The organism is Bacillus sp. SSR7, from assembly GCF_055902415.1.
Genome location: NZ_JBVVXV010000003.1, coordinates 228756 through 255523, shown reverse-complemented (window position 1 = coordinate 255523; position 26768 = coordinate 228756). Strand labels below are relative to the sequence as shown.

Here is a 26768-nt window from a genome sequence, read left to right as displayed (position 1 = left end):
CTTTCTATATAAAGAGAGATTTAATGCATGGTTAAACAATACATACTATTATAAATATACTTATTGAGTGAAAATTAGTAAATTCGGAATACAGATAGTGTTGCAGTTGTATCGCCTGTGTTTGGAATAGAAATAGTGTTTGCTGTAGGTTGTACAGCAATCGTTGTACCAGCTTGTAAAGTAACGATTGTAGAGAAAGAAACAGCACTACCGATAACGTTAGTTGAGAAATTGCGAGTAGGTGGTTGGCCATTGAACGAAATACCAAACCCAAACGGTGAAGATCCTGGGAAAGTTGTAGACGCTGAGAAACTAATATCATATACGCCTGTTTCTAAAATTGTTAAAGTATCTGAAGTATCGTTGAAAGCGATATTAGTTAATTCAAATACTTGGTTTAATTGGATGTTTGTTCCAGGGTATATAGTTTGTGGATTTGAGTTTCCGATTGCCGCGATCGTTACAGGAATTGGTGTACCCGCTGGTCCTTGAGCACCAGTAGCACCTTGAGCGCCCGCCGGCCCTTGAATACCTTGAGGCCCTTGAGGTCCAGTAGCGCCTTGAGCGCCTGCCGGTCCCTGAGGCCCAGTAGCACCTTGAGCACCCGCCGGTCCTTGAGGTCCAGTAGCACCAGTAGCGCCAGTTGCTCCTCCTCCAAGGCATCCTGACCCGTATTGAACTAGGATAGTTTGGATCTCTGTTATGAGTTTAACTAGTTTGTCGGTCGTACAACAATCTACTTTGAATAACTTAGCGATATACAATAAATAATTCAGCAGGCTTTGTAGTTCAACGTACAACGCTCCGCATGAGAAAGGTGTTGTTCTTAAAATAGTTAATAGATTAGCAATGATAGAATTTCCAATTTGTCTTTGTGCTGGAGATAAATCTAAGCAATTGAGAAATTTTTGTAAGTTATTTAGGGCAGCGATCAAGTTATCGATATTATTTTGAGAAGGGTTTTGAAAGACAGCTTGAATAGCTTGGCCAAGAACTTGAAGCAGTCTAACGAATTCTGTAAGTTCGGACTTAGAGATGTTAATATGACTGCAAGCTCTGACTTCGCAACAATCATTACCATAAAATACTTTTCCTTTATTTTTATTGTTCATCTTTTCATTCTTTTCTTTCATAGAATGAATAGTCATTACTATATATTAAAATGAAATTTATACTAAATCAGTGCTGGACAAACTACCATTTCTAAAAAAATAAGTAAAATATAGAGAAGGTTTTATATAATGTAAAGAAGAAAAGTTCAACATAAAAAACTGCATGTCAATTGTTGAGGGATTTAACAATTGACATGCAGTTCGTGGATTGGATTTTATTTGTATTGATTTAATCTTTCAAGGGCTGTTTTAGGTAAGATTGGAATTGAAATAGTAAAAGTAGTACCATCTTCATTACTAGTCATTTTTAATGTACCGTTATGATTTTGAATAATTTTTTTCGTTACTGCCAAGCCGAGTCCTGTACCGGAATCTTTTGTTGAGAAGAATGGATCAAAGATATATTCTTGAATGGCTGGTGGAATACCAGTCCCATTATCAGTGAAAGTAATACGAACAAAATTATCTAGACGATAACTAGTGATTTGGATAGAAAGTTTTTTTTCTCCTTGAGCATCGACAGCGTTCTGGAATAAGTTTAAAAAAACTTGCACAAGTTCATGACGATCAATATGAACTAAAATATTATCTAATTCGGTAGAAAAATTATAATCAATTGAAATGTTATGTAAAAAGACTTCGCTAGCTAGTAACTGTTGAATATACTCACGTAAAAATGTATTAATTGGAAAGGGCTCTCTTGTAAATTCGCGTGTTTTTGAAATAGATAAAAATTTTGTAATGATACTATTTGCGCGATCTAATTCAGGAATAAGTAAGTTTTTAAATAGTTCTTTATTAGATGGAGAAACAGTTTCTTGTAAAAATTGTAAATAACCTCGTACGGTTGTAAGAGGATTACGTACTTCATGTGCAATACCAGCTGCGATTCGCCCTGCTAATGAAAATTTTTCTGCATCACGTTCTGTGTTTAAATAATGAAAGACACTAATAACTCTAAAAATTTCTCCGTTATAATCACGAATAATTCGGTTATTTAAAATGCCATAGTTTTTGTCTAAAACTTCTTCATTATATATTTCTGTGCCTGTTCTTAATGTTTCAAGAGCTTTAATTTTTTCTTCAGGTAATTTTAGTAATTGTTGAATTGGCTTTCCGATTATATCATTTCGTACTACACCAAAATCATCTGCCGCAGCCTGATTACATAAAGTTATATTTCCTTTATTATCAACAAAGGTTACATGATGTGAAAAAGCATCAAAAATATGAACAAAGTATGTTTCAAGTTGTTTAAATAAAAATAATGAATCGCAAGTAAGCTGAAAATCAGCCTCTTTATTCTCTTTTTGTATGTTTTGAATAGAATGAGTTGATCTCGTTTTCTTTATTTGTAAACCAATCTGTGGATTTTTATATGTGAAATGATGTGGTAATTGATTCACAAGTTCTTCATAAAAACGTACTTTATTTTCTAATTCTTCTATTCGTTTTTCATGACACACAATATCATCTTTTGGAAGCATAAATAAATAACCCCTCAATTTAAAAATTCTTCCATCTAGTATATCATATTTTTATACGGATACTCTTAAAGAAGGGACTACTTAATGAAATTGATTGGTCGAAGTGTTCAGGAAGTGAGTAGAATGGATAGTAGGTGAAGTTAAAAAGGGAGGAATATATTTGCTTTTCATTGGAGTAACAGGGTGGGGAGATCATGCTTCTTTATATATAGATCCCTATGAAAATAGAAATAAATTACGAACATATAGTGAGTATTTCCCTATAGTAGAAGTGGATAGTTCATTTTATGCGATGCAACCTGCACGAAACTATACAAAATGGGCAATGGAGACACCGAAAGATTTTTCTTTTATCGTCAAAGCATATCAAGGAATGACAGGACATATGAAAGGTGAAATTCCTTTTTCTACGTTCGATGAGATGTTTGATGTATATAAACAATCTATTCTTCCTTTAATTGAAGCTGGTAAATTAAAAACGATTTTATTTCAATATCCACCGTGGTTTGATTGTAAAAAGAAAAATGTAGATTTTCTCCGATATACGAAAGAAAAAATGGAAGGTTTGCCGTGTGCAATAGAATTTCGAAATCAAACATGGTTTTATCCAGAAATGAGAGATAAGACGTTACAGTTTCTAGAGCAAGAGAAATGGATTCATACAATTTGTGATGAGCCACAGGCAGGGATGGGTTCAGTACCACTCGTATTAGAAGTAACGAATGCAGAGATGGTGTTAATACGTTTTCATGGCCGAAATGTTCATGGCTGGCTTGATAAAGGGGAAAATTGGAGAGCGGTTCGTTGCTTATATCGCTACAACAATAAAGAATTAGAAGAATGGGTAGAAAGACTAGAACAATTAAAAAAGAAGGCAAAGGACATATACGTACTATTTAACAATAATTCAGGCGGAGATGCAGCTGATAATGCGAAACAGCTTATGAAAATGATGAACATTACATATGGCGAGCCAAAGCCTGAGCAATTAAATTTGTTTGAGTGATAATAAACAAGAAAGGCACTGTACAAACAGGGGGAATGTACAGTGCCTTTCTATATGAAAAAGAGGGGTAACAATGTTACTGAGCGTTTGGTTGATTCATCAATTGTTGGCTCCGTAATAAATGATAATGGTTATCATTATCATTGTCAATGGTTTTCCTGAAAATAAATAAAAAATTTTTTATGAGGTAGTAACGATAGGGAGATGCCTAATAGAAGTTTGGCTAAAGTAAGGAATTGTTTCGAGGTAGATTTCCGGCAAACCCCTGATAAAGTATAAAAAAAGAACAGCAATTAATGCTGTTCTTTGCTAGTGATGAATTGTTGTAAATCAAAAGGAGTTATCGCTTGGATAAATTCTTTTGAGATAAGTGTTTGAACAAGAGTACTCTCAGAAATAGAAGCACCTGTTTTCTTTTCATAAGCTTGTTTTAATAAATCAAGTTTTTCAGCCGTTTCTTTCGGTAATTCAATTGTTAAAGTGTTCATAATTTCTCCCCCTTACTATTAGAGTACCACTACAATATAGGAGAGACAAGAAAAGAGAATGTGAAACATAAAAAAGGTTACCATTTATAAATGGTAACCTTTTTTATGTATAAGAGTTATTAAGCAATACCGATATACTTTAAAGTTTTTGATGGAGTACTATGATCAAAGAAGTGTTGTAAAAATGCGATATCAACACCTGATTTGTATGCACAATATCCCCAAGTTTTTCGAAGTGTATGTGAGCTAATCCCTTCTAATCCAACTTCTTTTGCAGCTTTGTTTAAAATGTACCACGCATGTTGTCTCGTAATAGATTTTGTTCCTTTTTGAGACTTTAACAATGGTTCATTACGTTTCCAAGTTTTACGTTCTTTCATATAGTCTTCGATCGCGTGCTGTAAGTCTTCATTTACAGCGAACCATTTATGTTTCTTTACTTTTTCATTGTAAAATAAAATGGAATGGCGAACATTTTCATTTTCATCGATTACATCACTAACTTTTAATTGTAAGATTTCGCTTACTTTTAAGCCAGAATTTACAGCTAATACGAATAATAAGCCATCACGTTTCGAAGATTGTAAAAGTATATTTTTGATAGTTTCTAATTGTTTTTCGTTTTGAATAGGTTGTCCTGCTTGTTTCATTTCACGCACTCTCCTCTTTTATATGTGTAAAGGAAAGGATTAACTTGTTTCTTACTATAAAGGGAGAGTGTGAATTTCATGTGAACTCCTAGTGAAATTAAGACAAATTATTTGACTTCTTTTACTTTTTGTAAATTAAAGTAGAATACAACACTATTAGTCGTATTATATACACCGTACTCGGCATGGTGGAGGTCTAAAATATTTTTAACAATAGATAATCCAAGACCAGTACCACCAGTATGACGGCTACGCGATGCATCTAAACGGTAGAAACGATCCCAAATTTTTTCAAGACTTTCTTCTGGAATAGGGTTTCCTGTGTTTTCGATTTCAACTTTTACTGTATCTTCCATTTCCATAACGGAGACTTGTATTTTTTCTCCATCTGGTGTATAGCGAATTGCATTGCTAAGTAAGTTCACAACTACTTGCTCAATACGACTACGATTCGCTTTCACAAATATAGAAGGATCTACATCTATATTCACTTGTAAATGCTTTTCCTCCATGCTAAATAATAACTTTGTATAGACTTGTTGAATTAATTCACCAATTGAGAACGTCGTCATATCTAGTTTGTACGTACCTGATTCTAATTTTGCTAATTCTAACATTTCAACAATAAGTCTGTTCATGTTTTCTGTTTCTTCTAAAATAACATCTGTGTAATACGTCGTATCTTTACTAACGCCATCTTTAATTCCCTCAGCGAAACTTCTAATTACACTGAGCGGTGTTTTTAATTCGTGTGATACACCAGAAATGAATTCTTTTCGCGTTTTTTCTAATTGACGTTCACGTTCAATATCTTGTTGTAATTTTGTATTGGCAACATTTAATCGATCGATTCGGTCTTTTAAATTTACAGATAACGTATTAATACTACCGGAAAGCCCTCCAATTTCATCGTCTGCTGTTACAGGTAATTTCTCGCTAAAATCAAAATTGGCCATTTTTTTTGTAACACGATTCATTTTAATTAATGGTTTCACAATGATTTTTGAGTAGTAGAAGGATAATAAAATAATTACGAGAAATACGATGATTAAGGCATAGACATAATAATCTTTCAAAACAAGCATCGCTTCATTAACAGGTTGCAAGGATGCTATCGCAAAAGCATATTCTGTAATCTCTCCATTTTTCATAATAGGTTTTACAAAGATACTATTCTTTATATTCTCCCCGCTATCTATTATATAAGTGTTTAATTGCTGCGAGTTAGCAGTACCATTTCTAATAAGCTCTGCAAAATATTGAACGGCTTGCAATGTTTCAATATCATTTGCAAGACGAACCTCAGTTCTCGATGGAAGCTGTAACTTAGAGATCGTACCAGTAAACTCAATTTGAGTAACAGTTTTGTATCGGTTTGTAAGTCTATTTTTAGAAGGGTTACCATTAATAGATGAAAAATCTGAATTGGTATATTCGTTTTGCCATCGATTATAATTTGTTGTCAATTTTATTGGTGTTATTGTTTTGTTTTGTAGCAAACCGACGACGTTTATCACATCGTCTTTTTTCAATCCTAAGTTTTCAAATTTCTTATATTCTTCGGGTGTTAAAAGATTATTGAGCGGAATAGAATATGTCTCATTATTTTTAGGATTAAATACATCAATATAGTAATTGTTGTCGCTTTTAATAATGCCATTCGTATTTAAAAATTGCATGTCAGCATTTGTTTTATCATGAAATTCTTGTTTTAGTTTTCGAATTTCTTCATAAGTTTTCCCACTTTTTTCGTACGTATCTACGAACTTTTCAAAAGCAGTTTGAACTGTTTTTACTTTTTTATTAATATAAAATTTCTCTAAAAATAGAGATTGTCCTAGGAAAAATAGGAGGAATATGATTGTAAATAATGTTGATGTTAATAAAAATAGTTTAAAGACGATACTTCTGTTTTTCACTGCGTCACCTCTTGTGAGAAATACTGTAAATGATTTCTTTATTATAACAAACGTTACAAAAAAGTAGAGGAGAAAATCTGTCTCTTCTGGAAGTAGTTTTTAATAAAAAGTCACATAAAAAGAACTCGACAGACGTATGACGAGTTCTTTAATGTATTATTGTTGAATTGCTGCATCTAAAGCGATTTCAATCATTTCGTTAAATGTAGTTTGACGCTCTTCAGATGTTGTTTCTTCACCAGTGAAGATGTGATCGCTTACTGTTAATACAGATAACGCATTTACACCGTATTTCGCTGCTAATGTGTAAAGCGCAGTTGTTTCCATTTCTACTGCTAGTACACCGTAATCTCCAAGCTTTTTAACCATGTCCATGCTTTCGCGGTAAAATACATCTGCTGTTAAAACGTTACCAACACGAACGTGTAAGCCTTTTTCAGTTCCAGCATCGTAAGCTTTCTTTAGAAGGTCGAAGTTTGCAGCTGGTGCAAAATCAAATCCTGGGAATGTTAAACGGTTCATATTAGAATCCGTACAAGCTGTCATTGCAATAATAACGTCACGAACTTTTACGTCTTTTTGAATGGCACCGCAAGTTCCAACGCGAATTAAATTTTTAACTCCGTAGCTTTGGATTAATTCGTTTACATAAATAGAAATAGAAGGAACACCCATACCTGTACCTTGCACAGATACACGTTTTCCTTTATAAGTTCCAGTGAAACCTAACATACCACGCACGTTATTATAGCAAGTAACGTCCTCTAGAAATGTTTCAGCAATATATTTTGCACGCAATGGATCACCAGGTAATAGAATAGATTCAGCAATTTCGCCTTGTTTTGCTTCAATATGTACACTCATGAAAAGTCCTCCTTATAATGTATTGATAGAAATCAATATCATTTGCATTATACACTACGAATCCTTTCAATTAAAATCTTTTTATTATTTGTAATATGTGCAAAACAGAAGGATTTCATAAATTATCATCTAGAATATATATGTAAGAAGTTTTGTATGAATAGAGACTATAAAAATGGTAGGTGATGTTTTGAAAAATCTTGTCATTGGACTCGTTGCTTTGCTATTTGTTGTAGTAGGCGGATTTTACATAAAAAAGTATCAAGAAACAACAGAGACTGTAGGTGATGTTCAGGAAGTAAAATGGGATGTGTCAAATGGAAAAGGAAATGAGAAAGCAGATATTGTGTTTCAATTATTAAATAATAAAAGTAGCGAAGTGCGTGGTGTGAATGATCAAATTCGGGCAGTTATTGTAGACGGACAATTAAAACATGTACAACAAATGAAACCTACATTCGCAGGAAATGGATCATATAAGGTATCTTCTAAAATAGCGAAAGATGAAGGATATACAATATTTTTATATGAAGACAAAAATAAGTCTGTGCAATCATTTGCGAAGAAAGATTTTGGGAAGGAAATAGAGGAGAAAAATAAGAAAAAAGTAAAATTTCCAATCGATAGTGTACTTACAAAAAAAATAGGGGAGTATGAAGTTTCTCTTTTATTCGGTGCACTGCATCCGAATGAGCCAGTGACGTTAACATTTCAATTTCAAGCGAAAAAGGGTGAAAAATTGAAATTACATTCAGAGAGAGGAGAAGTGGAGGCGCTCTATATTGTGGACGAAACGAGAGAAAATTTTTTATATGCAATCCCTGTTGATACAGATGGACAATTACAATACCGTATTACATTTCCTGCTGAAGGAACGTACAAAATATGGGGAGATTTCTATATAAATGGTAAGAAATATGAAAAAGAATTTATTGTACAAGTTCAAAAAAGAAAAAACAGCTAACTATTTAGCTGTTTTTTCTTTTTCCTATTAATTTTGTTACAGAGAGCATTGTAATTGGTAAAGAATGATTCTTTCTAAATGCTAAATATTTACCGCTCCATGCTGGTTTATATTTTTCTTTAAAATGTCGTAACCCGCTGAAACTATATGTATAACGAACATTATTAAAGATGGCAGCAGCAACCCGTTCAGACCAGAAAGATTGTGTCGATAAACCTACATTTGAAAGTGGTGCCATACCAATATTAAAGGAGTGGTATTCATTTTCTTTTGCCCACTGGAATAGGTGGATGAAAATTGCATCCATAATACCGCTAGGCGCATCTGGATAATAGCGCATTAAATCAACAGACAATGATCCGTCTTGATATACGGGCATAAATGTCGTGAATGCAATGATTTTTCCATCTGCATCAGATAATGTAGCGATAGGAGCACGGCTAATATATTCACGATCAAAGTATCCGAGTGAGAAACTTTTCTCTTTTTTTCCACCGAGCCACGCATCTGAAACTTTTTTTAATTCTTCAAATAGTTCATCTGAGAACGGCGGCTGGTGAATAGAGAATGTATAGCCTTCTCGTTCAAAACGGTTGAAAGTCGCTCGCATACCGGCACGTTTTTTTCCTGTTATTGTAAATGTGTTCAAATTAACGACAGCTTCTTCACCAAGCTTAAAGAAGTTGTAACCAAAATCATGATATAAACTCATCCATTTACTTTCGATTTGGTAGAATACACAAATGTATCCAAATCGGTCAGCTTCAGCTAAAAACTCTTGTAACACAGTACGGTAGGAGGAAGGATCTCCAATTGGATCACCTAGCACAACAAGACGTTTTCCAGTTATAGAGAAGAGAAGGAGCGCTTTCCCATCACTACTAAAGAAGAATTGTTTATCACCTAAAAAACCTAAATGACTAAGTACATTTCCACCATGTTCATCTAAAAAGTTTTGCAATCTTTTATCATTAGCTGGTTGCCCGGGAAATTCATTTCGATAACGATTAGCAATGAGTGAGCCAATCAGTAAAAATGTAGGAACGAAAAAGGCAGCTGCTAATGCACTTCGTTTTACTTGCGTAATATTACGAACGACAAAATCAGGTTTAAAAGCTTCTTTTGCACCTGCAAATAAAATACCTAAGTTTTTATATAAATATAAAGTTATAAGTAAGAATATAAAAACTTTTACGATATCAGAAAGTGAGACTTCCATTTTCTCGCGTACAAATCTTTTACGAAGCATATATAATACAGCGAGTACAATTAATAAAATAAACGTTTCTTCAATATCAATCCCTTTTAGCGTATTAAAGATAGCTGCTCCGATTAAAGAAATAATCGTCATATAGTAAGAACGCTTTGTTCCATAATATATGCCTCGTGAAAGGATCAGGAGGAGAATACCGAATGTTAGTGATAAGCTAAAAGAAAATTGAATAAGATGTTTTGGAGCTAGAATATGTAAGGCGTGAGCTCTGTTTATACTTGTCGGTAGAATGGTCGATAAAATAACCATTAATCCAGCAAATACTGTTAAAGCAGCAGAGGCCCATGAACCTAGTTTTCCTAGAAAATCACGCTGCAAAGTCCATATAACACCAGTTGTTTCTAATGCAGGCGCAATAAAAGGTTTGTCTTCAAACTTTTTAATGGCCACGCCTGTCATTTCAAAAGCTGCAAAAATAAGACCAAGGCAGAATGGTAAAATGTAATAGACGAGGCGATATAATAACATAGCAGGTAGTAATACGCCTGTATCAATGCCATATTGTCCGAGCCCAGTTAAAAAGACAAGGTCAAATGAACCAAGTCCACCAGGTACAAGACTAACAACACCAGCTAAAGCAGCAATGACATACACGCCTAAAAACTTTTGAAATTCGATATCAATGCCAAATAATATTAGTATGACGTACATAACAATGCCAGCAGATACCCACTCAACTAATGAGACTAATGAGTATAAAACAGTTGGGTTTTTCTCTTCTTCTCCTTCAACTTGTCCTTCGGTTTGCTTTGGTTTTCTATTTTTTAGTTTAGAAAAGCCGATGTATATAGGGACGAAAAGGGCGAAGAAGATCAAAACAGGCCATAGCCACGGTTTTTCATGCAAAATAAAACTTGTGTCTAATATTCCAATAAGACCGAGGAATGAAAGAATAGCGAGTCCGTTAATAAAAGCAGTTGTCATCCAGGCGATACTTTTAATAAGCTTGCCATTTTCTTTTATGTATGGACGATAAAGCATTGTACGTACACCCGCTCCAACGAGACCACCAAATCCAATAAATCCATTTAAGGTATTAGCAATCCAGGAGATACGAAAAATCTTTTGGACTGGTATATCAGCTTTTAAATAACGAAGCATAACATAGTCGTAAAAGAACATTGTTGATACGGCAAATGCACCAAGTGTAATTGCTAAAAAGACTCCTCCGGTTGGAATGTTTTTAATTGTATTGATTGCTTCTAAAAAAGAAATGCCTGCTAATTCTTTTTTTGCTTGAAAGAATACAATGGTTAATACAACAAATGGGAAGATAATTTTCCCGATTTGTAAGAAACGTTTCCATGAAAACGACATAAATACAACTCTCCTTGTATAAGAAAACTGAGACAATAATATTATTATGACAAACTTCAAGAAAAATAAAAAGGTAAATTCCTGTATAAGGAAGCTATTTTTTATAGGGATTATATTTAAAAGAGTATTTCGTTTGTCAGAAAATTAAGTTAAAATAAATTGAAAGAAGGAAAAGAGGGGAATTAGATGATTATAATAGGTTATGCGGGATATGAGCTAGAGAAAGCAAAACCTAATACGTCAGAAGATTTTTTTAATAGATCTGAAGTGACATATATATTAAATGATAAAGAAAGAACCTTTTCTGTTTTATATGTTCGGTATTTTGAAGAAGTTTTACAAGAAATTACTCCTTTTGAAGGAAATCCGGTATGTAAAGTAGAAAATCAAGACATATATTTGCGGGAAATTGTAGCGATCTGTTGTTTACTGAAAGAGAATGAGCTTCGCATGCAAAAACGTTTGTATTTAAATAATATAGAAGAATTCCAACAATATTTTGATGAGGAAATAGTCGTGAAAGTACAAGAAATATTGGCTGAATTACATAAAAATAAAAGAGTAGAAATAGCGTGAAATGGCAAAGGAGAGGGAAAAATGTCTAATCTAATGGTGGAAAATCAAACAGAACAAGTTTCTATGTTTTTAGAAGATGTTATTCATTTGATAACCAATTATGTAAATTATCATACGTTGCCTTCTTTATTAGAAGAGACACCGGCAGGAAACGAACAATATTATAAAGGGTTATTAGCGTCAATAAGACGTCTTCTCGTTTTTTGTGAAGAAGGGCATGATGCGTGTTTTGTTTTGTTAAATAGCCAGCCATTTCGAAAGACAGCAGCTGAAAAGATTTTATATAAAATTTATCATCAAGTAATTGCAGAGTTTTTTTCACCAAAGAGTGATCATTGGTATGAAAATAGTCGATCTGCTTATACAGGGAAAAACTCCATCGTTTTTCAACAAACGCCACCTGCATCTATAGAGCAAGTAATGAAGAATTTAGAAGGTAAATTTCAATTGATGCGTGAAGAACTAGAATATTATGAGACGGATTACCAAACAAAGATGTTACACAAATATTAATTGTGAAAAAGAAGCTAAGGGTACTTAGCTTCTTTTCCTTTTGTACAGTTATATAAGGGATTTCCTTTGAATATATTTAAGGGGATAGCATTAAGGAGGTGTAACATGAGTCAGCAAGGTGTATTCACAGATTACTTTCATGAAGTAGAAAGCTGGTGTGAAAGTGTTCTTCACGTGTTAGATAGCCGTGCAATGGAAGTGTATGATGTCCATATGCTTGCTTATAAAATTCAAACGTTATTAGACCGTATGAAAGAGCATGAGTATGATACAGATGCAGAGTTTATGTATGAAATAAGTGATGATGTAGAACATATTCAGCATCATTTGCAGGAAGTATTCGTGCAGGCAGAAGAGGAATATGAACTATGTGAAAGAGGGGATAGTGAACGAGCTGTTCCAATTGGAGGGCATACACTCCCGCCACTACCTTATCCATATAATGCGTTAGAACCGTATATTTCTAGAGAAATTATGATGTTACACCATGATAAACATCATCGTAGTTACGTAGAAGGATTAAATAAGGCAGAGAAGATGATGGAAGAAGCGAGAAAAACAAATCAATTTGATTTAATTAAGCATTGGGAAAGAGAAGCGGCCTTTCATGGATCAGGTCATTACTTGCACACAATATTTTGGAATAACATGAAAAAAGGTGGCGGCGGAAGTCCAAGAGGGGCTCTTTCACACCGGATTGAACAAGATTTTGGAAGTTTCTTGCGTTTTCAAAAACATTTCACAGAAGCAGCCTCTAAAGTGGAAGGTTCAGGATGGGCAATTCTCGTTTGGGTTCCGCGATCGGGAAGATTAGAAATTTTGCAGAGTACACTTCATCAATTATTTACACAATGGGATACGATACCGCTCCTTGTACTAGACGTGTGGGAACATGCGTATTATTTACAATACCAAAATCGAAAAGATGAATATATTAAAAATTGGTGGAATGTTGTAAATTGGCCGGATGTAGAAAAAAGATTTGAAAGTGCAAAACAAATTGAATGGACGCCATATTAGACGCATATTGTATGCGTCTTTTTTATATCACGAAGGCTTGCATATTGAGGGCTAATGGTTAGTGGAGAATCAACAAAGCCATAACTGATTACAGTTTTGTTTTATTGGGGGAGAGGGAGATTTCGTTCATATTTTAAAAGGCCAAGCATACACTTGTACAAAAAGTGCCAAAAGGACGTGGGGGGAAATATGAGACGAATTTGTGTAATCATTACGCTTCTTATTATGTACGCAAGCGTTATACCAATTCCTACATATGCAAAGATGAACAGTAATGTCAGTGCTCGAAATGCTGTATTAATGGAGCAACAGTCAGGTCGCGTATTATACGGAAAAGCAGAACATGAGCCACAAAAGATTGCTAGTATAACAAAAATTATGACTGCCTTGTTAGCTGCTGAATCAGGAAAAATGAAAGAAATGGTCTCGGTTAGTAATGAAGCAGTGAGAGTGGAAGGCTCAGCAATTTATTTAAAGCCTGGACAGAAAGTGAAGTTAGAGGACATCGTATACGGACTTATGCTTAGATCTGGTAATGATGCAGCACAAGTAATTGCTGAAAATGTAGGAGGGAGTATAGAAGGGTTTGTATATTTAATGAATGAGAAGGCGAAACAAATTGGAATGAAAGATACTCACTTTTCAAACCCGCATGGTTTAGATGGAGATGGATCTCATTATTCGTCTGCCTATGACATGGCACTTTTAACAAGGTATGCAATGGGGAACGAAACTTTTAAGAAGATTTTTGGGACAAAAACGTATAAATCAGATTCGTGGGATTATCCGTGGAGAAACAAACATAAACTTGTGACGTCTTATTATGAATTTGCAACAGGAGGAAAAACGGGTTTTACGAAGAAAGCGGGACGGACGCTTGTTACAACAGCATCAAAAGATGGACTAGATCTAATTGTCGTAACTTTGAGCGCTTCTAGCGATTGGGATGATCATATGAATTTATTTGATAAAGGTTTTGAACGTTTCAAACAAACAAACGTTGTAGGACAAGGAGCTCTTGCTGAAATAACTGAAAAGAAATATGCGAATCATGTTTATACGAAAAATAGTTTTGCGGTACCTTTAACTGAGCAGGAAAGAAAGGATGTCGTATTAAAAGTTGAACTTGATAAAAGTGCGAAACTTAAGGATGGAGTAAAGGTTGGGAAGACAGAAATTTATGTTGGCAATGAGAAAGTTGGAGAACGAAATTTATTTTATAGTAAACGGAAGTTAGTAGCTACAACGGGAATGTACTGGAATAATGTGAAAGAAATTTTTTCTCATATGATAGGTGTTGGAAGCGATGGTTAATCTCGTATGGGTAGCGATGGCAGTCATAGGGATCGTATATGCCATGATCAATGGAACGATGGAAGCAATAAATAAAGCAGTATTTGATGGAGCAAAAGACGCAGTAACAATTTGTATAGGACTGATTAGTGTTTTAGTATTTTGGCTCGGTTTAATGAAAATTGCAGAGGAAGCAGGGTTATTAAAAAAGTTAGTTACACTTTTTATGCCGATAGTCAAAAGGCTGTTTCCAGAAATACCGAAAGATCACCCGTCAATGGGATTTATTTTATCGAATATGATGGCTAACTTTTTTGGGTTAGGTAATGCTGCGACCCCTCTTGGTATAAAAGCGATGGAGCAATTGAAAGAGTTAAATGGGGGAAAGGATTCGGCGAGCCGTTCTATGGTGACGTTTCTTGCGTTAAATACATCAGCGATTACTTTAATTCCTACTACTGTCATTTCGATTCGAATGACGTATGAATCAGCGAATCCTACTGAAATTGTTGGGGTAACATTCATTGCACAAGTACTCTCTATGATCGGAGCGATTTGGATTGATCGCTATTTTTACCGAAGAAGGAGTAGGAAGGGGCGGAAAAAATGAGTATTGTTAATACGATATCATTATGGGTAATCCCTTGTGTAATTGGTTTTATCCTTTTATATGGAACGATAAAGAAAGTTCCGACGTACGAATCGTTCGTTGAGGGGGGGAAAGAAGGGATTCAAATTGCAATCTCTATTTTACCGTTTATGGTTGGAATGCTCGTATCTATTTCTATATTTCGAGCTTCAGGTGCACTAGATGCAATGATATCAGTAATGAAGCCGATGTTAGATTTAATTCATGTCCCAGCAGAAATTGTTCCACTAGCACTTATACGTCCTATTTCGGGCTCTGCTGGTTTAAGTATTACGACCGATTTAATTGCCACATATGGACCAGACTCATTCATTGGACGATTGGCTTCTACAATGCAAGGGAGTACAGATACGACTTTTTATATTTTAACGGTATACTTCGGAGCTGTTGGAATTAGAAAAATGGGGGATGCATTAAAAGTAGGACTTTTTGCTGATTTAATCGGAATTATTTGTTCGATTGTGTTTGTTTCTTTAATGTTTAAGTAATACTATTCATTTTTTATGCTATTTCGCTTATAATACGTATACGACCACTATTAAGGTGTTGCTTAATAGTGGTTTTTTTATGCGGTATTTTTGACAAAATAATGAACTTTTATTGTAAGCAATATGAAAAATATGGACAATAATAAAAGGTAAAAACATGATTTGACCTTTATATGTTTATTATCATCGCTATGTTGTTTAAGTCAGATGAAGCGAAAAGCCGTCAAGCGTATGCGGTTGCCAAGTCTTTCTAATGTAAGGTAAGATAAATTCGAGGTGAAAAAAAGAAATGGAACGATTACAAAAAGTGATTGCGCAAGCAGGTATTGCATCGAGAAGAAAGGCTGAGGAATTAATTCAGCAAGGAAAAGTGAAAGTTAACGGAAAAATAGTGAAGGAGTTAGGAACGAAAGTAACTCCTCAAGATAAAGTAGAAGTAAATAACATCCCTCTTGAAAAAGAAGAACCTGTTTATTTTTTACTATATAAACCAACTGGCGTAATTTCAAGTGTATCAGATGATAAAGGAAGAAGTGTTGTAACAGACTTTTTCCCGGAAATTACACAACGTTTATTCCCAATCGGACGCTTAGATTATGATACGTCTGGCGTATTATTAATGACAAACGATGGGGACTTCGCAAATGTATTAATGCACCCTAGATATAAAGTTGAAAAAACATATGTTGCAAAAATAAAAGGGCCTCTAACAGGTGAGAAAATCCGCATGTTAGAACGCGGTGTGACGTTAGAAGACGGAAAAACAGCACCAGCGCGTGTGAAGATTATTTCTTGGGACAAGCGTAAAGAAATGGCGATTGTACAATTAACAATTCATGAAGGACGTAACCGTCAAGTACGTCGTATGTTTGAAGCGTTAGACTGTAAAGTAGTGAAACTAAAGCGTGAACGCTATGCCTTTTTAGAAGTGGGTAGCTTGCGACCTGGTGATGCAAGAGAATTGACACCGCATGAGGTGAAACAATTACGTGCATTGGCTTCTACAAAGCCTCGCTAATCGATATTGTGAAACTTTCACCAGTGGAATGCTCCGCTGGTGATTTATTAAAAATACATATATTCATCACTCGTCGAAGAGAGGGGAAACAATATGAAAAAAAATCGCTTATTATTTCGCGTTATTATTCTGCTCATTTTATGTGGTGCTGTAGGATTTACACTTTATCAAGGATATTTCACTAAAGAAGAGAAAATGGAAATTGGAAAAGAAGCACCTAACTTTGTTGTGACAGATTTAGAAGGAAAGAAAATTGAGCTAAAAGATTTTAAGGGAAAAGGTGTATTTTTAAACTTTTGGGGTACGTGGTGTAAACCTTGTGAGAAAGAAATGCCTTATATGAATGAACTATATCCAAAGTATAAAGAAAAAGGCGTTGAAATCATTGCGTTAGATGCAGATGAAACGGATATTGCTGTTAAGAATTTTGTGAAACAATACGATCTTAAGTTCCCCGTTGCAATCGATAAAGGTGGAGAAATTATAAAAACGTATGGAGTAATACCATTACCAACAAGCTTCTTGATTGATAAAGATGGTAAGGTGATTCAAGAGATTAAAGGTGAACAAACAAAGGAACAATTGGAGGAGTATTTAAAGAAAATCACTCCGTAATAAAGAAAGCCGTTACATAAGTGGCGCTTACCTATAGCGCCTTCGATTTAAAAATTCTGAGTATTGTGGTAACTTTAGGTTAGAATATACAATAGTACATATAGATACAGGGGCGGTGAGAGTGTTGAAAGAAATTAAGTGTGAATGTGGACATGTAAATCCGATAGGAACTGTTTTTTGTGAAGCTTGCGGGAAACCATTTGAAAGCAATGAAAATATAAAACTATTGGATATGCGCTATGAGGGGACTGCTCGAAGATCTCTCACGCAAACAAAAACGATAGTCGATAAAATTTGGAGTTTTTTCTCTTCTGTAAAAGTCGGTGTATGGCTCATTGTAATTACTTTAGCTGCATCAGCGATTGGAACTATTTTTCCGCAAGAAATGTACATAACTCCAGGGATTGCACCCGCCGAATATTATAAGCAAGAATACGGATTTTTAGGGCAATTATACTATCAATTAGGTTTTAATAATTTATACGGTTCATGGTGGTATATGATGTTAATTGCTTCAATTGGTATTTCTCTTGTGATATGTAGCTTAGATCGTGTCATTCCACTTTATAAAGCTTTAAAGAAGCAAGGGGTAAAAAGACACCCTAGCTTTTTAAAGAGACAGAGATTATATGGCACTGGTACACCGCAAGAGGGAGATTTTGAAAAAGTTCAAAAGAATTTAAAGAAAACGAACTATAATGTGAAAGTAGAAGACGGAAACGTTTTAGCAGAAAAGGGACGTTTCTCGCGTTGGGGTCCATATGTAAATCATATCGGTCTTATTATCTTTTTATTCGGTGCGATGCTTCGTTTTTTACCGAGTATGTATGTAGATGAAACGCTTTGGTTACGTGATGGTGAAACGAAAGAAATACCAGGGACGGATGGCCAATATTATTTAAAAAGTGAGAAGTTTATAAAGGAAGTTTATGATAAAAGTAAGGACAAGGAAGTTTTTGATGAAGCAATTGATCGTGTAGGTGATAAAATGATTGCGAAAAACTTCCAAACGAATGCCGTATTATATAAAGCGGTAGGTGAAAAGGTAGCTGGACAAAAACCAAAATTGGAAAAAGTAAAGGAAGTTGAAATTCGAGTAAATGAACCGCTAAAATTTGATCAATTTGCTGTTTATCAATTGAGTTATAGAGAAAATGAATTTAAAAGTATGTCCTTCCGTTTGCAAAATAAAGAAAATAATCAAAAGTGGGGACCGATTAAAGTTGATTTAACAAACCCTGCAGAAAAATATGATTTAGGAAATGGTTATTCTTTAGAACTATTAAGCTATTTCCCTGATTTTTATTTTGATGAGAATGGAAGACCAAATACAAAAACAAAATTACCAAACAACCCTGCATTTGTATTTAAAATGTTTACACCTGAAACACCAGATGGTGAAGTGAGTTTTGTTGGTATTCAGCAAAATATAGAACCTGATGGGAATAACAAATATAAAATGTCCTTTGCAGGTGTGGAAATGCAAAATGCAACAGCACTTACTGTAAGAAAAGATTTAACGCTTTGGATTCTCGGTATTGGAGGATTTATATTTATGGTTGGTGTCATTCAAGGAATGTATTGGAATCATCGCCGTATTTGGATACAACGCGTTAATGATGAATGGTGGATTGCAGGACATACGAATAAAAACTGGTTCGGTTTAAAGAAAGATATTGAAAGAGTACTAGAAGGTACAGCAATTCCGCAACCAAATGATAAAGTAGTCGATAAAAAAATTAGTTAAGGTGGGGAAACGATATGGTGCAAATAAGTAGTAACTTTCTCTTTACCGCATTTATTTTATATTTAATTGCCACTCTGTTTTTTGGGGGAGCAATTAAAGAAAAGGGTCATAAATGGGCAAATATAGGAATAACGATTACAATTTTAGGGTTTATTGCACAAACAGTTTATTTTGTAACAAGGTGGATCGCATCAGGTCATGCGCCAGTTAGTAACTTTTTTGAATTTGGTACGTTTTTCGGCATGATGCTTGTCGGAGCATTTATTGTCATGTACTTTATGTACCGCGTAAGTATAATCGGATTATTTGCATTACCGGTTGCGCTTTTATTAATTGCTTATGCAAGTATGTTTCCAAGGGAAATATCACCGCTTATTCCATCTTTAAAAAGTAATTGGTTACATATTCACGTGACGACTGCGGCTGCAGGACAAGCAATTTTAGCAATTAGTTTTATTACGGGTGTTATGTATTTATTGAAAAATGTAGATCAATCAGTGAAAAGTAAACGTACATTTTGGCTAGAGACGGTAGTATTCACACTTGTTTGTACAGTTGGGTTTATTGGAGTAACAACGGTATATTCTAGTATGAAATATGAAGCGAAGTTTCAATGGATTGATAAAAATGAACAACAAGTGGAAATGAAATACAATCTTCCGGCTTTAGTGGGGCCGCATGAAGGGAAGTTACTGACAGAAAATAAATTAGAGCCGACAGTTGAAGTTCCGGCAATTGTAAATGCGAAAAAATTAAATACTGTTATTTGGTCAGTGTTAGTCGGAACGTTACTCTATATCGTATTAAGGCTAATTTTACGTAAACGAGTATCAGCGGCGCTTCAGCCGTTAGTGAAAAATACGAATAGCGATTTGTTAGATGAAATAGGATATCGTTCTATTGCAATTGGATTCCCAGTTTTCACATTAGGTGCATTAATTTTCGCCATGATTTGGGCTCAAATAGCGTGGACACGTTTTTGGGGCTGGGATCCAAAAGAGGTTTGGGCGCTTATTACTTGGCTCTTTTATGCTGCGGTATTACATTTACGTTTATCAAAAGGATGGCATGGAGAGAAGTCAGCATGGTTAGCGGTAATTGGTTTTGCAATCATTATGTTTAACTTTATTGTAGTAAACTTAATTATCGCGGGTTTACATTCATACGCATAGAGAAATAAAATAGGAGAGTGTATGTCACTTTCCTATTTTATTTTTGTCAACTTTTCTTCTTTTTTGAGAAAAACATGACAAAGTAGCGGTTGATTTTGTAAAATGATGTCGAGGACATTATATACTGTTCAAAAAAAATACATAGTTTTGGAAAAAAATTGAACAAACTTTATTATTCTTGTGAAGCATAATATGGGAAGTGAAACATTTAGAAGATTGCTTAAATAAACGAGAATAGCGCAACATAATAGTATAGAAGGGTAGGTGTGAACCGTTGTGGTAAAAGTACGCAACGGGTAGAAATGGAAAATGAATCAAGAATTTTAATTGTAGACGATGAGGATCGTATTCGTCGTTTGTTGAAAATGTATTTAGAGAGAGAACAATACACAATTGAAGAAGCAGACAATGGTGATACAGCTTTAGAAATGGCGCTGCAAAATGATTATGATTTAATTTTATTAGATCTTATGATGCCTGGTAAAGATGGTATCGAAGTATGTAAAGGGGTTCGTGAGAAGAAAGCGACGCCAATTATTATGTTGACAGCAAAAGGTGAAGAAGTAAATCGAGTACAAGGGTTTGAGGTAGGAACTGATGATTATATTGTGAAACCATTTAGCCCACGTGAAGTAGTGCTTCGAGTGAAAGCGGTCTTACGCCGTTCTGTACCAACAACATTCTTTACACAAGATACAACGACAAAAGATGTTACAGTATTCCCGCATTTAACAATTGATAATGATGCACACCGTGTTACAGCAGATGGTAATGAGGTGAACTTAACACCGAAAGAGTACGAATTACTATTATTCTTAGCGAAAGCGCCTGATAAAGTATTCGATCGTGAGCAATTGCTAAAAGAAGTATGGCAATATGAATTCTTCGGAGATTTACGTACAGTTGATACGCATGTAAAGCGTTTACGTGAGAAGTTAAGTAAAAAATCACCCGATGCTGCCAAGATGATTGTTACCGTTTGGGGAGTAGGTTACAAGTTTGAGGTTGTGAACGACTGATGCTTTGGAGAAGTGTAGTAGGGAAGTTATGGATGACCATATTGCTTCTCGTTTCGTTCGTGCTTGGATTTGTTGCGATTTTACTTTCACAGTTTTTTAGAACATATTATGTTGATATGAGTGAAGCTAGGCTTCAAAAAGTTGCAACAAGTGTTTCAGAGTTAATTGAAGAAGGTGCCGATGTAAAAACAATTGAGAATATCGCATACAAATTCTCTGACCCACTTTCAAGGATCATTATTGTAGAAGATGGTAAAGAAATATCTTCTTCACCGAAACAAGAAGGATTAGTCACTCTTACAATGGATGACTTAAAAGAAGATAAAGAATTAGCGGCTGTGTTTACAGACAAAAAAGAAATTAAGAATAACATTAGAAAAGCCTCTAATAGTAGAAAGAATAAAAATACTGAAAATGATATTATGATTGTCGGAAAACCAGTACAGTCAAAAAATCAAAGTGCAGTGTTTGTATACGAATCTTTACAAGTACCGATACAAGGTATGGAAAGAACGACTGATTTTATATTCTTATCAGCAGGGATTGCGATTATATTAACAACTTTCTTTGCATTCTTCTTATCTACTCGAATTACAGCACCCCTTCGTAAAATGCGTGAGGTTGCTTTTGAGGTATCGCGTGGGAAGTTTGATGCAAAAGCTCCTATGGTATCCCAAGATGAGATTGGTGAGCTTGCAACAGCCTTAAATCAAATGGGGAAACAGTTGAAGTTTAATATGAATGCCCTGCAGCAAGAGAAAGAACAGTTAGCTAGTATTTTAAGTAGTATGGCAGATGGGGTTATTACATTAAATCAAGAGGGTGAAGTCGTTGTAATTAATCCGCCGGCTGAACATTTCTTACAAGTTTGGCAAGAAGAAAAAGAGATAGAGCTCAGTAAAAAACTACCTTCTGAACTTGTTGAACTATTCCATCTCGTTGTAGAAAGCGAACAACAACAAGTGGTTGAAATTAATTTACAAAAGGGTAATTATGTAGTTCTTATGACGCCGCTTTACAATCAAACGAAAATTCGTGGGGCTGTAGCTGTATTGCGTGATATGACGGAAGAACGCCGTCTTGAGAAAATGCGCCAAGACTTTATTGCGAACGTATCACATGAACTTCGTACACCGATGGTCATGCTCCAAGGGTATAGTGAAGCAATTTTAGATGATATTGTGCAAACAAAAGAAGAAATTAATGAGTTTGTTCAAATCATTTATGATGAATCCGTTCGTTTAGGGAAACTTGTAAATGAATTGTTAGATTTAGCGCGTATGGAAAGTGGTAATGTAGAGTTACATATAGGTGAAGTTGATATTCATCCTTTCGTTGAAAAAATAGGTCGTAAATTCCAAGGAATTGCAAAGGATAAAGAAGTCGCGTTAACGGTTGATTTCAAAAATCCAATTGAGCAATACCCGTTTGATGCAGATCGTATGGAACAAGTATTGACGAATTTAATTGATAACGCAATACGTCATACGAACGCAGGTGGACATGTAACGCTTGTAATTGATACGAAAAATAATGGTCTTATTTTTGAAGTACAAGATTCGGGCGCTGGTATTCCAGAAGAAGATATTCCATTTTTATTTGATCGTTTCTATAAAGCTGATAAAGCAAGAACACGTGGAAAAAAAGGTGGAACAGGACTCGGGCTTGCGATTGCAAAAAATATTGTGCAAGGCCATGATGGGAAAATTGCTGTTTCAAGTGTTGTTGGAGAGGGAACTACATTCTCTGTATATTTACCGAATCGTATAATTTAGATATATGTTTTTAAAGTTGATAATGAATAAAGTTCTACTGTTGTTTATTTTTTTGTAAAATCGATTAAATAAATAATAGTAGAACTTTTTTTCTAACTTAGTCGAATGAAGAATCGTGAGAGGGGTGTCGTAAAGCGATGAAATTATATACAAAAACAGGAGATAAAGGGACAACAAGTGTAATAGGCGGCAGAGTGGATAAAGATAATATCCGAGTTGAAGCATATGGCACAATAGATGAGGCGAATTCTCATATTGGATATGCGATGACTAAACTACAAGGCGGGTCTTTCGGAGATATTTATAATGAACTTGAAACGATTCAACATGAACTATTTGATTGCGGGGGAGACTTGGCGATAGTAAGCGAGAAAATTCCTTATAAACTAAAAATTGAAATGGTCGAAAACTTAGAAAGTAGGATTGATTCGTATATAGAAGAAGCACCGCCGCTAGAACGGTTTATTTTACCAGGTGGAAGCGAGTCGGCAGCTGCTATTCATATTGCACGTACAGTTGTAAGGCGAGCAGAACGATGTATCGTGTCCCTGCAAAAGGAAGGAGAAATAAATGAAGTCGTTCTAAAGTATGTAAATAGATTATCTGATTATTTATTTGCAGTAGCTAGAGTAATAAACGCTCGATTACAAGTAAAAGATGTAGAGTATAATCGCAGTGCAATCGTTTTTCGTGATAAGAAAGAGAAGGAAGTGGAGTGATTCACTTTCTTTTTTTGTATAGTTTTTTCTGTAATATACCAAAATAGAGAAGGTATGGTCGTAATTAGAAAACGGAGGATGTATATGAAAGCTTTAAAATATGGCGTCATGTTATTGACAGTACTATTTTTATCTCAATTACATGTGTACGCAGAGGGAAATCAATGGGCATGGCCTGTTGAAGGACAGATAAGTGATTATTTTGGAACAAGGCACGGAAAACACTACGGTATAGATATAGCGGCACCGATCGGCGCGCCTGTGTTAGCTATTCAAGAAGGTAAGGTAACAAAGTCTTATTATTCAAGTAGTTATGGAAACGTTGTTTTTATTAAACATGGAGAATATGAGGCTGTGTATGCACATTTAAATAAGAGATATGTAGTTCAAGGGGATTATATTTCAAAAGGAGAAATAATTGGAGAAGTAGGAAATACAGGAGAATCCCGAGGTGCACACTTACATTTAGAAGTTCATCAAGGAAGATGGACGATGGCAAAAAAGAATGCGATGAATCCATTGCTTGTTTTACATGAACAAAGAAATGAAGCAGTTTCTTCATCGTTATACGTCGTCCAAAAAGGCGACACTCTAGTTAGCATTGCGCGGAAATTTAGAATGTCAGTTAAGGAAATTCAAGAAAAAAATGGGTTGCAACAAGAGCTGATTTATCCAAATCAACAATTATATGTAAAGTAAAAAAAGAGCTAGTTTTAACTAGCTCTTTTTTACCAAAAAATAAAGACACATATAAATCCAGAAATAGCTAAGTAGCTATATAAGTAAAATACTTTCGCTCTTGTTTTTTCGTTTGTTCGAAATAGTACAATAGTTGGTTCAATTAAACCAATTGTCAAACAAAGTAAACCAAGAAGCATACAACCAATTGAAATAGAGTACAGGGCGATTTGTGGTGCTTGAAATGGAATCATCCATTTTAATAAAAATGCAATGAGTGCAGTGTAGCAAATGCTGCCGATGTATTTATTCAATGGTGCATTAGAACGGAAGCCTGGAAGTTTTTTTAAGAAAGAGCGGGAAACAACTTCAGTTTGTAAAGATGTATGCTCTTCTATTATTTTTTGAGCTTCTTTTCCTTTTTGAAAAAGGGATAATATCCAGTTTCGCTCACCTTGAAAAATAAATTGTGAAGTTGTCAAATAATGATCAACCTTTACTTTATTCCAACTCTTCCATGGATGACGCTCACATAATTTTAATTTACTTTCTGTCTTTTTATCATACTGATAAATACTGATGCCGTCTTCATCGAAAGCAGCATAGTATGTCTCGCTTGAGAATGTGCCTAAATCAATTGGACAGTAGAAAAGTAATTCTTTTTTTAAGTAAAAGTATTCTTTCCTTAAGTTTTTTTTCATTGTTTCTCGAATAGAGTGTCTCTTCTCTTTCTTCATGACATTTCCTCCATAATCCAGAAAATGTTCTTATCTTAACAATTCAACATCTTATCACTTTTAATTATATATGACTAGGGGATTCATAGGAGAAATGCCGAATACTAAAAAATATGGGGTGTATTGTAAAATATAATGAATAATCTTGGTTATGTAAAATTAATAACTTATTTTTAATAAGTTACGATTTTTTTGTTCACAATACGATCATGTTGTTGTATAATGAAGTAGAAAATAGAATATCGGTCTATCTTCGGGGCAGGGTGAAAATCCCGACCGGCGGTGATGAACTATATGTGATTTTGTTCTAAGCCCGCGAGCCGTTAAGGCAGGATTTGGTGTGATTCCAAAGCCGACAGTACAGTCTGGATGGGAGAAGATGGAGGTTCAAGCGTTCAAAAAAGATAGGTATTTGAACGTCTGTTTGATGTGCCTTAAATTCTCCCTTTGTGTAAAACACAAAGGGTTTTTTCGTTCTATGAAAAAGTAGGCATAGCAGAACCTTTCCACTTTCCATGAGATGATCGATGGAAAAGGAGAGAGAAAGATGAAACAAAAAAACAGTGTAGTGCAGATGGTGAGTGTAGCAATGCTAAGTAGTATTGCATATTTACTGATGATGTTGGATTTCCCGTTCCCAGGGCTTCCGCCATTTTTAAAAATTGATTTTAGTGATGTGCCAGCTCTAATTGCTGCGATTATTTTCGGGCCAGTTGCAGGGGTTATTGTAGAAGCGATAAAGAATATTTTACATTACGGGATTCAAGGGAGTTTAACGGGAGTACCAGTTGGAGAAATTGCTAACTTTATTGCAGGATGTTTATTTATTGGACCAGCAGCTTTCTTATTTAGGAAGTATCGTACTGTTAAGAGTTTAACGACAGGATTAATGCTAGGGACAATTACAATGGCGCTCATTATGAGTGTGTTAAATTACATCATCATATTCCCAGCTTACACTTGGTTTTTAAATTCACCAGCTATGTCTAGCGAAGCGATAAAAACAACGGTTGTAACGGCAATCTTACCATTTAATTTGATTAAAGGAATTGTTGTGACAATTGTATTTGTAGCGTTATTCTCACGCCTGAAAGTATGGGTATTTGCAAAAATGAAAAATGCATAAATATAAAATAAAACCATTAGTAGTATATACTACTAATGGTTTTTTATTAAGGAGACTGACAATAGAAAACAAAAAATACCCCTCAAATGAATGAGGGGTATTTTTTGAAGTTAATAAAAGACTATTCGAATTTTAAAGCATCGCCGTCGAATGATTCGTCAGCAACTTTAATTGAGTCAGTTGGACAACCTTCGAATGCATCCATCATATCTTCAAGTAATACATCTGGAATTTCAACGATACCTTGGTTATCGTCTAATGTTACGAATGCAATACCTTCATCATCATAGTCATAAATGTCTGGTGCAGCAGCGCCACAAGCACCACATGCAATACAAGTATCTTTATCAACGATTGTATATTTTGCCATCTTTTTTCCCTCCTGATAATATGTATGTGAAAAGCTCGCCATAAAAATTATAACCTTATTGTAAAACGGTTTTTAAAACTTTTCAACATAAAATTATAATGATAATCCTTATCAATTAGAGTGTCAACTAATTTTTGCATTATGTCATAAGATTTTCAAAATACGTAAATGTT

The 26768-nt window shown here is 34.7% G+C and carries 26 protein-coding genes and 1 riboswitch; of the genes, 17 read left to right on the top strand and 9 right to left on the bottom strand.

Annotated elements, in window-relative coordinates; genetic code table 11:
- Positions 1 to 74: 74 nt before the first annotated feature.
- The gene (locus AC0NJG_RS08610; RefSeq protein WP_474062981.1) at positions 75 to 1133 is read right to left on the bottom strand and encodes a Gly-Xaa-Xaa repeat protein; all 1059 of its coding nucleotides are present in this window, start codon (positions 1131 to 1133) and stop codon (positions 75 to 77) included.
- Between the two features lie 194 nt (positions 1134 to 1327).
- A complete protein-coding gene (locus AC0NJG_RS08605) occupies positions 1328 to 2599 on the bottom strand; it encodes an ATP-binding protein (RefSeq protein ID WP_087951828.1) in 1272 nt (423 codons plus the stop codon).
- Positions 2600 to 2759: 160 nt separating this feature from the next.
- Between AC0NJG_RS08605 and AC0NJG_RS08600 the strand changes: the two genes are divergently transcribed.
- Positions 2760 to 3605 (top strand): DUF72 domain-containing protein, encoded by an 846-nt coding sequence (locus AC0NJG_RS08600; protein WP_087951829.1) that lies wholly within the window; start codon positions 2760 to 2762, stop codon positions 3603 to 3605.
- Between the two features lie 293 nt (positions 3606 to 3898).
- Here the strand turns inward: AC0NJG_RS08600 and AC0NJG_RS08595 are convergent, their stop codons facing one another.
- The 4 genes from AC0NJG_RS08595 to deoD form a co-directional block, all read right to left on the bottom strand.
- A complete protein-coding gene (locus AC0NJG_RS08595) occupies positions 3899 to 4093 on the bottom strand; it encodes a DUF3924 family protein (protein ID WP_001094859.1) in 195 nt (64 codons plus the stop codon).
- Positions 4094 to 4212: 119 nt separating this feature from the next.
- On the bottom strand, positions 4213 to 4743 hold the full coding sequence (locus AC0NJG_RS08590; RefSeq protein WP_000806236.1) for a tyrosine-type recombinase/integrase: 531 nt from the start codon (positions 4741 to 4743) through the stop codon (positions 4213 to 4215).
- Between the two features lie 107 nt (positions 4744 to 4850).
- Positions 4851 to 6662, bottom strand: coding sequence for a sensor histidine kinase (locus AC0NJG_RS08585; RefSeq protein ID WP_087951830.1), 1812 nt, complete (start codon positions 6660 to 6662; stop codon positions 4851 to 4853).
- Positions 6663 to 6818: 156 nt separating this feature from the next.
- Positions 6819 to 7526: a purine-nucleoside phosphorylase gene (gene deoD, locus AC0NJG_RS08580; protein WP_000110707.1), complete on the bottom strand. Its 708-nt coding sequence runs from the start codon at positions 7524 to 7526 to the stop codon at positions 6819 to 6821.
- A 175-nt stretch (positions 7527 to 7701) separates the two neighbouring features.
- Here deoD and AC0NJG_RS08575 point away from each other — a divergent pair, with 175 nt between their 5' ends.
- Positions 7702 to 8490, top strand: a complete 789-nt coding sequence (locus AC0NJG_RS08575; protein ID WP_041184453.1) for a hypothetical protein — start codon at positions 7702 to 7704, stop codon at positions 8488 to 8490.
- Positions 8491 to 8494: 4 nt separating this feature from the next.
- On the opposite strand, the gene mprF is transcribed toward AC0NJG_RS08575, so the two are convergent.
- Positions 8495 to 11080, bottom strand: a complete 2586-nt coding sequence (gene mprF / locus AC0NJG_RS08570; RefSeq protein WP_087951831.1) for a bifunctional lysylphosphatidylglycerol flippase/synthetase MprF — start codon at positions 11078 to 11080, stop codon at positions 8495 to 8497.
- Positions 11081 to 11266: 186 nt separating this feature from the next.
- Between mprF and AC0NJG_RS08565 the strand changes: the two genes are divergently transcribed.
- The 14 genes from AC0NJG_RS08565 to AC0NJG_RS08500 all read left to right on the top strand — a co-directional run bounded on the left by AC0NJG_RS08565 (position 11267) and on the right by AC0NJG_RS08500 (position 24383).
- A complete protein-coding gene (locus tag AC0NJG_RS08565; protein WP_087951832.1) occupies positions 11267 to 11656 on the top strand; it encodes a hypothetical protein in 390 nt (129 codons plus the stop codon).
- Positions 11657 to 11677: 21 nt separating this feature from the next.
- The gene (locus AC0NJG_RS08560) at positions 11678 to 12169 is read left to right on the top strand and encodes a YpuI family protein (RefSeq protein WP_000067566.1); all 492 of its coding nucleotides are present in this window, start codon (positions 11678 to 11680) and stop codon (positions 12167 to 12169) included.
- A gap of 105 nt (positions 12170 to 12274) precedes the next feature.
- Positions 12275 to 13189: a superoxide dismutase gene (locus tag AC0NJG_RS08555; RefSeq protein WP_087951833.1), complete on the top strand. Its 915-nt coding sequence runs from the start codon at positions 12275 to 12277 to the stop codon at positions 13187 to 13189.
- A gap of 189 nt (positions 13190 to 13378) precedes the next feature.
- Positions 13379 to 14503, top strand: a complete 1125-nt coding sequence (gene dacB, locus AC0NJG_RS08550) for a D-alanyl-D-alanine carboxypeptidase DacB (RefSeq protein ID WP_087951834.1) — start codon at positions 13379 to 13381, stop codon at positions 14501 to 14503.
- Complete coding sequence (gene spmA / locus AC0NJG_RS08545; RefSeq protein WP_046955232.1) at positions 14496 to 15092, top strand: spore maturation protein SpmA; 597 nt, start codon at positions 14496 to 14498, stop codon at positions 15090 to 15092. The genes dacB and spmA overlap by 8 nt, the downstream gene beginning before the upstream one ends.
- The gene (spmB, locus tag AC0NJG_RS08540) at positions 15089 to 15619 is read left to right on the top strand and encodes a spore maturation protein SpmB (RefSeq protein ID WP_000029511.1); all 531 of its coding nucleotides are present in this window, start codon (positions 15089 to 15091) and stop codon (positions 15617 to 15619) included. The genes spmA and spmB overlap by 4 nt, the downstream gene beginning before the upstream one ends.
- A 289-nt stretch (positions 15620 to 15908) precedes the next feature.
- Positions 15909 to 16637, top strand: coding sequence for a 23S rRNA pseudouridine(2605) synthase RluB (gene rluB, locus AC0NJG_RS08535; protein WP_000440556.1), 729 nt, complete (start codon positions 15909 to 15911; stop codon positions 16635 to 16637).
- A gap of 93 nt (positions 16638 to 16730) precedes the next feature.
- Positions 16731 to 17252: a thiol-disulfide oxidoreductase ResA gene (gene resA / locus AC0NJG_RS08530; RefSeq protein WP_000742200.1), complete on the top strand. Its 522-nt coding sequence runs from the start codon at positions 16731 to 16733 to the stop codon at positions 17250 to 17252.
- A gap of 121 nt (positions 17253 to 17373) precedes the next feature.
- On the top strand, positions 17374 to 18999 hold the full coding sequence (gene resB / locus AC0NJG_RS08525) for a cytochrome c biogenesis protein ResB (RefSeq protein ID WP_474062980.1): 1626 nt from the start codon (positions 17374 to 17376) through the stop codon (positions 18997 to 18999).
- Between the two features lie 14 nt (positions 19000 to 19013).
- Entirely contained in the window at positions 19014 to 20171 is a 1158-nt protein-coding gene (resC, locus tag AC0NJG_RS08520) for a cytochrome c biogenesis protein ResC (RefSeq protein WP_087951835.1), read from the top strand.
- A 302-nt stretch (positions 20172 to 20473) separates the two neighbouring features.
- Positions 20474 to 21190, top strand: coding sequence for a DNA-binding response regulator ResD (gene resD / locus AC0NJG_RS08515; RefSeq protein ID WP_000426862.1), 717 nt, complete (start codon positions 20474 to 20476; stop codon positions 21188 to 21190).
- The gene (resE, locus tag AC0NJG_RS08510) at positions 21190 to 22965 is read left to right on the top strand and encodes a sensor histidine kinase ResE (RefSeq protein WP_000964682.1); all 1776 of its coding nucleotides are present in this window, start codon (positions 21190 to 21192) and stop codon (positions 22963 to 22965) included. Before resD ends, resE begins: the two co-directional genes overlap by 1 nt.
- A gap of 137 nt (positions 22966 to 23102) precedes the next feature.
- Complete coding sequence (locus AC0NJG_RS08505) at positions 23103 to 23684, top strand: cob(I)yrinic acid a,c-diamide adenosyltransferase (RefSeq protein WP_087951836.1); 582 nt, start codon at positions 23103 to 23105, stop codon at positions 23682 to 23684.
- A gap of 84 nt (positions 23685 to 23768) precedes the next feature.
- Positions 23769 to 24383: a peptidoglycan DD-metalloendopeptidase family protein gene (locus tag AC0NJG_RS08500; protein WP_087951837.1), complete on the top strand. Its 615-nt coding sequence runs from the start codon at positions 23769 to 23771 to the stop codon at positions 24381 to 24383.
- A gap of 29 nt (positions 24384 to 24412) precedes the next feature.
- Here AC0NJG_RS08500 and AC0NJG_RS08495 read toward each other — a convergent pair whose 3' ends face one another.
- Positions 24413 to 25099 (bottom strand): hypothetical protein, encoded by a 687-nt coding sequence (locus tag AC0NJG_RS08495; protein ID WP_087951838.1) that lies wholly within the window; start codon positions 25097 to 25099, stop codon positions 24413 to 24415.
- A gap of 245 nt (positions 25100 to 25344) precedes the next feature.
- A riboswitch (FMN riboswitch) is annotated at positions 25345 to 25484 on the top strand.
- A 162-nt stretch (positions 25485 to 25646) separates the two neighbouring features.
- On the opposite strand from AC0NJG_RS08495, the gene AC0NJG_RS08490 reads away from it, so the two are divergent.
- Positions 25647 to 26225 (top strand): ECF transporter S component, encoded by a 579-nt coding sequence (locus tag AC0NJG_RS08490; RefSeq protein ID WP_000810855.1) that lies wholly within the window; start codon positions 25647 to 25649, stop codon positions 26223 to 26225.
- Positions 26226 to 26346: 121 nt separating this feature from the next.
- Here the strand turns inward: AC0NJG_RS08490 and AC0NJG_RS08485 are convergent, their stop codons facing one another.
- Positions 26347 to 26595: a ferredoxin gene (locus AC0NJG_RS08485; RefSeq protein ID WP_001151996.1), complete on the bottom strand. Its 249-nt coding sequence runs from the start codon at positions 26593 to 26595 to the stop codon at positions 26347 to 26349.
- Between the last annotated feature and the right edge of the window lie 173 nt (positions 26596 to 26768).